This is a genomic window from Chryseobacterium sp. C3, from assembly GCF_014218905.1.
GTDB lineage: Bacteria > Bacteroidota > Bacteroidia > Flavobacteriales > Weeksellaceae > Chryseobacterium > Chryseobacterium mucoviscidosis.
The window spans coordinates 829,809-838,122 of record NZ_JACLCU010000001.1; the positions used below are offsets into that span (position 1 = coordinate 829,809).

General features: G+C 38.2%; 10 protein-coding genes. 4 read left to right on the forward strand and 6 right to left on the reverse strand.

Annotated features, from left to right (window positions below; translation table 11 throughout):
- Positions 1-20: 20 nt before the first annotated feature.
- On the reverse strand, positions 21-308 hold the full coding sequence (locus H6W53_RS03730; RefSeq protein ID WP_185204923.1) for a putative quinol monooxygenase: 288 nt from the start codon (positions 306-308) through the stop codon (positions 21-23).
- On the reverse strand, positions 308-922 hold the full coding sequence (locus tag H6W53_RS03735; protein WP_185204924.1) for an NAD(P)H-dependent oxidoreductase: 615 nt from the start codon (positions 920-922) through the stop codon (positions 308-310). The genes H6W53_RS03730 and H6W53_RS03735 overlap by 1 nt, the downstream gene beginning before the upstream one ends.
- 225 nt (positions 923-1,147) lie before the next feature.
- On the opposite strand from H6W53_RS03735, the gene H6W53_RS03740 reads away from it, so the two are divergent.
- The 4 genes from H6W53_RS03740 (at position 1,148) to H6W53_RS03755 (ending at position 4,122) form a co-directional block, all read left to right on the forward strand.
- A complete protein-coding gene (locus tag H6W53_RS03740) occupies positions 1,148-2,059 on the forward strand; it encodes a LysR family transcriptional regulator (RefSeq protein ID WP_087707713.1) in 912 nt (303 codons plus the stop codon).
- Between the two features lie 27 nt (positions 2,060-2,086).
- Entirely contained in the window at positions 2,087-2,962 is an 876-nt protein-coding gene (locus tag H6W53_RS03745) for an aldo/keto reductase (protein ID WP_185204925.1), read from the forward strand.
- A 336-nt stretch (positions 2,963-3,298) separates the two neighbouring features.
- Positions 3,299-3,568: a RebB family R body protein gene (locus H6W53_RS03750; protein WP_185204926.1), complete on the forward strand. Its 270-nt coding sequence runs from the start codon at positions 3,299-3,301 to the stop codon at positions 3,566-3,568.
- Between the two features lie 107 nt (positions 3,569-3,675).
- Entirely contained in the window at positions 3,676-4,122 is a 447-nt protein-coding gene (locus H6W53_RS03755) for a lipocalin family protein (RefSeq protein ID WP_185204927.1), read from the forward strand.
- A gap of 52 nt (positions 4,123-4,174) precedes the next feature.
- Here the strand turns inward: H6W53_RS03755 and H6W53_RS03760 are convergent, their stop codons facing one another.
- Genes H6W53_RS03760 through H6W53_RS03775 form a run of 4 tightly spaced genes read right to left on the reverse strand, consistent with a single transcriptional unit; the run spans position 4,175 to position 7,428 of the window.
- Positions 4,175-5,512 carry a UDP-N-acetylmuramate--L-alanine ligase gene (locus tag H6W53_RS03760; RefSeq protein WP_185204928.1) on the reverse strand — a complete coding sequence of 446 codons (1,338 nt, stop codon included), beginning with the start codon at positions 5,510-5,512 and terminating at the stop codon, positions 4,175-4,177.
- A gap of 6 nt (positions 5,513-5,518) precedes the next feature.
- A complete protein-coding gene (locus tag H6W53_RS03765; protein WP_228408106.1) occupies positions 5,519-5,959 on the reverse strand; it encodes a hypothetical protein in 441 nt (146 codons plus the stop codon).
- An 8-nt stretch (positions 5,960-5,967) separates the two neighbouring features.
- Positions 5,968-6,774, reverse strand: a complete 807-nt coding sequence (locus H6W53_RS03770; protein ID WP_087707729.1) for a lysophospholipid acyltransferase family protein — start codon at positions 6,772-6,774, stop codon at positions 5,968-5,970.
- Positions 6,775-6,801: 27 nt separating this feature from the next.
- On the reverse strand, positions 6,802-7,428 hold the full coding sequence (locus H6W53_RS03775) for an NUDIX hydrolase (RefSeq protein ID WP_185204929.1): 627 nt from the start codon (positions 7,426-7,428) through the stop codon (positions 6,802-6,804).
- Between the last annotated feature and the right edge of the window lie 886 nt (positions 7,429-8,314).

Consider the following 8,314-nt stretch of genomic DNA (forward strand, 5'->3'; position numbering starts at 1 on the left):
ATTCAGTTATTTAATGTGTTTTAAATTATTTCTGTTAAATAAATCTGTGGTTTTTCCTGAAGTTTTTCATCCACCAGTTCTCCGAAAGCTTTGATGTAAGACTGTTCGTTATGTTGTGCTAAACCTTCACTGCTTTTCCAGATTTCATAAAATACAAACTGGTTTTTATCTTCAATTCCTTGGTGAAGCGTATAAAGTTCGTTGGCTTCCTCTTTCACGGTCTCTTTTACCATATTCTGAAGAACTTCCAGAACTTCTGCTCTGTATTCTTCTTTGGCTTTAATAACGGCTGTTAAATAAATCTTCATTATGCCAACTGGGGTTTTAATTCTTTTTCAAAAACTTCGGTAAGATGCTTTCTGTACAGCTTCATATCTCTTTCTACATCTGCATTTTTTTCGACATCATGAAAGTGGAAGCTTTCTAATTTTTCAAGAGAAACGAAAGCATTCATACGGTGGAATCCAAATAACGGTCCATTGTCTACACTGGTTTCATTAAAAAATTCTCCCGGAAGCGTAAATGCGGTTGCAGGCGCGTTCCAGCTTGTGGTTACCATGTATTTTCTTCCGCCAAGCATTCCTCCCGTTCCGTAATTAATCTTCGGATTGTCGGCGCTTCTTCCGTCGCTCATATAAATTCCTTTGGCGTGTCCTGCGGTGAAGACTTCATCGATATATTTTTTAAGACCGTTGGGTAACTGGAACCACCAGATCGGAGTGTGGTAAATGATGTAATCTGCCCATACAAATTTTGCCACTTCTTCATTTTTATCATACCCTTCATCTACGTTGGTGATCTTTATTTCTACATTTTCAAAATTTTTAAGCACTTCCAGTGTGTTCTCTGCGATGGTCTGGTTATATTTTCCTCCGGAATGTCCGAAATTCTGTCCTCCGTTGATAATTAATACTTTTTTCATTGCTTTTATGATTGTTTAAATTTTACAGGGACAAAGGTATTGGCTAAATTGCTATAAGAAAAATAATAAAAATCATAGCTAAGTATTATTTAAATGATAATTAGTGTATGTGGTTGATTATCATTTGTTTATTTTAAATATAGACCACCTTTATCGCTTTCATTGATGCTGAAAATATCATAATCATGATTATTTGGGTACATTTGTATCATAAAAGTAATACCTATGGTTAATTTAGAATGGTACAGAACTTTTAAGGCAATCTACAAAACAGGTACTCTTACCGAAGCTGCGGATACACTTTTTATTTCGCAGCCGGGTGTAAGTCTGCATCTCAGTTCTCTTGAAGCGTATGTCGGGTATAAGTTATTCGACAGAACCGGAAGGAGAATGATTCCTACGGAAAGAGGAAAGGTCTTGTATAATGCCATTACCGAACCTTTGGCAAAACTGGAGGAGGTAGAAAAAAACTTTCAGAAATCGACGGAGAAACTCACGCCAACCATCAGTGTCGGCATGTGTTTTGAAACCTTTCAGACAACACTGGAGCAGTACGTTTCCAGCCTGCCGTTCAATCTGATCATCAGTTTCGGGGAATACCGTGAAATGCTCGATCAATTAGATAAAGGAATTTTAGATTTAATCATTACTCCCAAAAAAGGAGTTTCGCCGAATATTGAGCATGAAGCATTTTCTTCCGAACAGATCATTCTTGTGGGAGGAAAAGAGGTTGATAAAGATGAGTTTGAAATTATTTTAAATGAAAAGGGAATCGAACACGCGGAAGAATGGCTGAAAAACGAAAAATGGTACGGAACAGCGGGAGATATGGAGCATCTTTTTCAGTTCTGGATCCTGAATTTCGGACATAAACCGAACTTCCGTCCCAATTACATTGTTCCGAACCTGAATTCAATTGTGCGTTGTCTGAAAGGCGGAACAGGTTTGGCAGTGGTTCCTGATTTTCTATGCAAAAAAGAAATTGAAAACGGAGAAGTACAACTGATCTGGGAAGGCGAAAAACCATTAAAAAACACGCTCTATTTCGGATGCCGGAAAAAGACCAATTATCAGACGGAGATCGATCATATCAAAGAACTTTTCAGGAAGATGATGGGAAAAGATATTGAGATTTAACAAATTATAAATAGATAAATAACAAGTATGCAACAGAAAACATACACAGGGCAGCCTGTAATTACATTGAACAACGGAGTGGATATTCCGGCTTTAGGATTCGGGGTTTGGCAGATGGAAGATATGCAGGAATGTGAAAATGCGGTGATCAAGGCCATTGAAACCGGCTACAGAATGATCGACACGGCTTCCATTTACCAGAATGAAACCGCAGTAGGAAATGCGATCAAAAACAGCGGAACAGACCGTGAAGAATTATTCATTACTTCAAAACTTTGGGTTCAGGATACCTCTTATGAGCAGGCAAAAGGGGCTTTCCAAAGAACTTTAGACCGACTGCAACTGGATTATCTGGATATGTATCTTATTCACTGGCCGTATTCGGATTTTAAAGGAGCATGGAAAGCGATGGAAGAACTGTATCAGGAAGGGAAAATAAAAGCAATTGGGGTTTGTAATTTCCCGGAAGATAAAATGGAGGAATTAAAAGCTGATGCAACGGTACTTCCTGTCATCAACCAGATCGAGCTGCACCCGATTTTCCAGCAGAAAGAACTTCAGGTGTACAACAGGGAAAATAATATCATTACGCAGCCTTGGAGCCCGCTTGGAAACGGAAACGCGGGATTACTGGATCATCCGGATCTTAAATCAATCGGCGAAAAATACGGTAAAACGGTGGCGCAGGTAATTTTAAGATGGCACTTACAGGAAGGATTCTGCGTGATTCCTAAATCGGTTACCCCTTCCAGAATTGAAGAAAACTTTACTATTTTTGATTTTGAATTAACTGAAGATGAAATGAACGTCGTTCGTTCTTTAGACACTGGAAAAAGGTTATTCTTCGATCCGAAAGATCCGGAATGGGAGCAGAAAATGCTGAAATCGGTAGCGGATATTTAAGATCTGGAATTTCTTAAATAGTTTTCATTAAAAGTCTGTTTAAACTTTTATTTAACCACAAAAGTCATAAAAAGATGTACTGAATTTTTTATTTAAAGTTGATCATTATCAATGAAAAAGTTCACCATAGTTTTTAAAAATCTTTGATTTTTATTCTTTTGAGCGCTTTGATTATTCTGGAAATTTGCTTTAACATTATCTTTTGTCCCTTTTGCGGTTAATTCTGAAATTAGTTTAAATATGTTTTAAATAAAAAGAAGCAGTAAATTATTATTGCTTCTTTTTTTTATTAAAAAATATCATTTAACTTTACGATGATACTTAAAAACTAAAATTATGGATACAAAAGTTAATGATCAGATCACCGATGCCGTAACTCAGGCTAATGTAAAAGTTTTAGGAGAGGCTCCTGCAGTGGCAATGGGAAATCTTTATCAGGCTATGGCACATTCTACAGGCATACTTTTTCAGAATGCAGTTAGTGCTCAGAATCAGCAGAATATATTGGCTCAGGCTGCTACGACACAAGGTGTAATGCAGATTTACAGCATCGATACCGCTGCAGACGGCATTGCTGCTTCAAAAATACTAAATGGCGGTGTCTGAATATTCAAAAATTTTCAGAGACAATAAAATTGAATATCTTACCGGAATCAGAAGTAAAGCAGTGAATTTATTTTATTTTTGCTGACTTATAAGTATTGTATAATTTCATGAACAAAATAATTTTATCCTTTATGCTGCTCTCTGTTATTTCCTGCACCGGAAGTGATGAAGATCAGAACACAGACAATAAATCTTCCATTATCGGAACATGGTATGTCGAAAAAACCGAGATTTACAAATCTTTAAATCAGCAGGTTCTGGTTTCTTTTTCAACGGAATGTCAGAAAATGAGTACCCACGAATTTACTTCTACCCATCTTTTCTCCATTTCTTTTGCCCAGAACAACAATACCTGCGAAAAAGGAAATGCTGTAAGCCAAAAATATACGTTTGATAAAACAAACAGTACATTCTGGTTTGAAGGGCAGGAAAAGTATCCGTACTACATCACAAAGCTTAATGAATCTGATATGGTGGTAGAAGACCGCACTCAGGATTTCGACGGCGACGGAGCGAAAGATGTATTGAGGCGTTTTTATAAAAGAATCAAATAAAAAACAAACTCCTTTCAGACCGAAAGGAGTTTGTTTTTTATATTCTGTACAGTTATTTCGTAAGATCAAGACCTCCGAAATTTCCGGAGCTCATCATGAGATAAACGCCTTCAGTTTTATCCAGTGTGTTCCAGTACGCATGAAGTTCTTCCGCGTTGGTGAAGACTTTTAAATTTTCATTCTTAAACTTTTCTTTGATCAGTTCCGGTGAAATCGGCTCCATTCTTTTGATTTTCAGGGCATCTTCAGAATAGAAAACAATCGCTTCATCCAGTACGTCCATTGCGTGATCGTACTGCTCCAGAAAAACAGGATTTAAGCTGGAATACGTATGAAGTTCAAGAAAACCATATTTCTTTTCGTTTTTAAACTGCTCACAGAATGCTTTTACGGCTGCCTTTACCTTACTCGGCGCGTGTGCAAAATCTTTATACAATGTTCCGTTGTCTTCTCTTTCCACCCTTTCCAGACGTTTTGAGGCTCCTTTAAAGCTCATGATCGCTTCATAGAAATCTTCATCCATGATTCCCAGCGTATGGCAGATGTGTCTTGCGCCTTCAAGATTTAATAAATTGTGTGCGCCAAAAACCGAAAGCGGAACATCGCCCATTTCCGTTTTCAGGTGAACTTTTCCGTTTACAATTTCGTATTCAGGGGTTTTGTAAGGAATTTTTCTGAAATAATTTTCAGCACTTTCCACCACTTTTACCACTTCGGCATCTTCTTCATTGTATACCAGAACACCGCCCGCGGTAATGCTTGCCACAAATTTTCTGAACTGCTCAACATAATCATCAAATGTTTTGAAAACGTTGATGTGATCCCATGCAATTCCGCTCAGCAAAGCAATATTCGGCTGATAGAGTAAAAATTTCGAACGGAGATCAATAGGAGAGGAAAGATATTCATCCCCTTCCAACACCATAAAATCGTTGTCTTCGCTAAGTTTCACCATACAGTCGAAACCTTCTAGCTGCGCTCCTACCATGAAATCCACTTCCTTCTGATGGAAATTCAGCACATGAAGGATCATGGAAGTAATAGTTGTTTTTCCGTGCGAACCGGCAATAACCACTCTTGTTTTATCTTTAGACTGTTCGTACAGAAATTCGGGATAAGAATAGATTTTCAGCCCAAGCTCTTTTGCTTTCGCCAGTTCCGGATTGTCCTGATGGGCGTGCATTCCGAGAATGACAGCATCGATATCCGAAGTAATCTTTTCCGGAAACCATCCCATTTTTCCGGGAAGAATTCCTTTCTTTTCCAAACGTGATTTTGAAGGTTCAAAGATGGCATCATCCGAACCTGTTACATGGTATCCTTTATCTTTTAATGCAATGGCAAGATTGTGCATCGCACTTCCGCCGATCGCGATGAAATGGGTTTTCAACTCTATTTACGGTTTTTTTACATTAGTATTAATGATTTCCTGAAAAGCATTGGTAATGTTCGTCCAGTTTGTTTTGTAATTCGGCATTACCGAGCTTGCATCGGTTTTGCTGCCTTCATTCGGACCTTTTTTTATGTTGATTGTTGTGGCAATCCCGTCATAAATTTTCTGGTGGTCTTCCTGTATTCTTCTGAAATTATTCTGGGAGAGTGTATTATCAAGCTTTTTAAGATCTTCGTCTGTAATTTTAAAATCCTGCTTGTATTTTTTACCCTGTCCTTCGAAAGAATAATGGGCAGTATTTCCTTTAATCAGAAGATTTTCATATATCGGTGCAAATCCCCCGCTTTTCGAATAGCTGATGTCGAAATCCGAATACACTTTCTGGCTGTTGCAGGATACTAATACTATGATCGCGAATAAAATTCCTAATATTCTTTTCATCATTTTATACTTTAATTATCTGACTCTTTTTGCTCTGATTTTTTAGCTTTTAATTCTTCATCATAACTGTGCAGAACATTGAAGTCCTCCGTCTGCTCAATCGCCGTCATGATTTTATGCAGAATCTGCTGTGCATTTTCTTTATCGTAATCTATATCAAGAGGCGCTTTAAATTCCATCGTTGGTTTTACGCCCGTAACTTTTACACGAAGTCCCTTTTTATCGAAAGCCCTTCTGAATCCGTTGATTTTAATAGGAATAACAATAGGACGTTGGTTTTTAACCAGTTTCGCCGTACCTCTTCTTCCCTGTGCAAATGCTGCCGTGGTTCCCTGAGGAAAAGTAGCTACCCAGCCGTTATCAAGGGCTTTCATAATATTATCTACCTCACTCATGTCTACCATTCGGTTGACGTTTTTACCTTCTGCTCTCCACGTTCTTTTTACCGTTACGGCTCCTGCAATCTTAAAGATTTTAGGAAGAATCCCTTTATTCATGGTTTCTTCAGCAGCCACGTAGTAAAAATCGATTTTAGGATTTAAAAGATAGATCGGATTTTTAATGGTGTTTAAATACCCATTGTTTACCGAGCAGAATGCATGATACATCGCTGCCACATCTGCGAAATACGTCTGATGGTTGGATACAAAAAGTACATTGGAGTCGGGAAGATCTACAAGATATTCCGTTCCGCTGATTTTCAGTTTATTAAAGCCGTTGAATCTTCTGTAAGATACCAGTCCTAAAATAAAAATAATTAATCTTTTTAAAAAATAAGGAGTTCCGAACGCGTCGGTGAAAATGTTTTTCTTCGCCATCTCTCAATTAAACACGATATTGCAAAGTTACATTTTTTTCAGCAACTGGCTGAATTCACTCAGAATCATGGCGGTAGCGCCCCAGATAATATATCCGTTGAAATTAATAACAGGAACTTCATTTCCTGCCGTGCTCGGTAAAACCATCATTTCCGGCTCATCCGGAAGATTGAGAAAACAGGTGATCGGAAATTCGATTACTTCCACTGCCTCGCTCTGCTGTAAAATAAATTCCGGATTCTTTTTTGTATACGAAATATAAGGATACACATAAAAGTTGCTGGGCGGAATGTAGATGGGCGACATTTCGCGAATCATCCGTACATAATGTTTCTCGATGCCGATTTCTTCAGACGTCTCACGCACCGCAGTTTCTGCAAAATCCTCATCCGTTTCTTCACGCTTTCCGCCCGGTAAAGAGATCTGTCCGCTGTGACGGTCGTGCTCATTAATGGTTCTCTGGATTAAAGGGAAATGCCACTCATCGTTTTTCAGGTACAAAACAATATTTACGGCAGCAAACTTTGGATTTTTTTCCAAAACCTCTTCATACGTAAAAACAGGGCGGGAAGGAGGCGAGAAAACACCGTGCGCGTGGATTCCCGGCAATTCCGCAGTTTTTATTTTCTTTAATAAATCTTTTCCAAAACTCATTCTCAAATTTAATCATTTCTTTTGAAGAAAGGAAGAGCGGAGAATGTTAATTAATGGTAAAAGTGGGAGAGGGGTGGTTGGCTGTTTGTTGATGGTTGATGGTTGATGATTGATGGTTGATGTGCGCTTCGGCTTCGCTCAGCGTACTGCTTGGTTGATTTGTTTGAATGACTGAATTTATGAAATCTGTTTTTTGCTTGTTTTTGAAGGATGTTTTTTGATGAATGGGTTAAAATACCACAGAAATGTATATTTTCCACCACCATAAAAAATTCTGACCGGTTTTGACTGCTTTTGACCGGTTTTGACCGGTTTAAAAACCCATTTCTTCGGATCATGTTCGGGGCTTCTTCGGATCGGCTTCGGAAAAATGGTATTTTTTCCGAAGGATTCCCGAACAACAGCCGAAGGATTCCCAAAGAATTTTATGAAAGTATTTCTGCTTCATTGTACGCTTCGGCTCCGCTCAGCGTACCTCATCGTAAATAATCATTCTTAAAGTTGTTCAAACCCGCAAAGACGCAATATTTTTTAACATACTCTATCTATTTAAGGCGCAAAGATTTTATCTCCGATAAAATTTTAATGCAGATATTTTACGCTTCAGCTCCGCTCAGCGTACATCAGCGCGATTCCATTTAAACAGATCATTGTAAGCCAAACCATCACCGTACGCTTCGGCTCCGCTCAGCGTACTTCACAATACGACTTCATTTTAAACAAATCATTGCAACCACCCTACGCTGAGCGGAGCCGAAGCGTACATTAAAACATACATTTTAAAAAATTTCATCATGATTTCCAACCTTTTTGAAAAAAAATGCATCCTTTAAAATAAAGCGACATGTTTTGTCGTTAATGAAATGTAATTTTGCAGAAAAGTAAA

Coding starts and splice junctions, on each gene's coding strand:
- H6W53_RS03730 (WP_185204923.1), bottom strand. CDS start 308: ATGAAGATTTATTTAACAGCCGTTATTAAAGCCAAAGAAGAATACAGA.
- H6W53_RS03735 (WP_185204924.1), bottom strand. CDS start 922: ATGAAAAAAGTATTAATTATCAACGGAGGACAGAATTTCGGACATTCC.
- H6W53_RS03740 (WP_087707713.1), top strand. CDS start 1,148: ATGGTTAATTTAGAATGGTACAGAACTTTTAAGGCAATCTACAAAACA.
- H6W53_RS03745 (WP_185204925.1), top strand. CDS start 2,087: ATGCAACAGAAAACATACACAGGGCAGCCTGTAATTACATTGAACAAC.
- H6W53_RS03750 (WP_185204926.1), top strand. CDS start 3,299: ATGGATACAAAAGTTAATGATCAGATCACCGATGCCGTAACTCAGGCT.
- H6W53_RS03755 (WP_185204927.1), top strand. CDS start 3,676: ATGAACAAAATAATTTTATCCTTTATGCTGCTCTCTGTTATTTCCTGC.
- H6W53_RS03765 (WP_228408106.1), bottom strand. CDS start 5,959: ATGATGAAAAGAATATTAGGAATTTTATTCGCGATCATAGTATTAGTA.
- H6W53_RS03770 (WP_087707729.1), bottom strand. CDS start 6,774: ATGGCGAAGAAAAACATTTTCACCGACGCGTTCGGAACTCCTTATTTT.
- H6W53_RS03775 (WP_185204929.1), bottom strand. CDS start 7,428: ATGAGTTTTGGAAAAGATTTATTAAAGAAAATAAAAACTGCGGAATTG.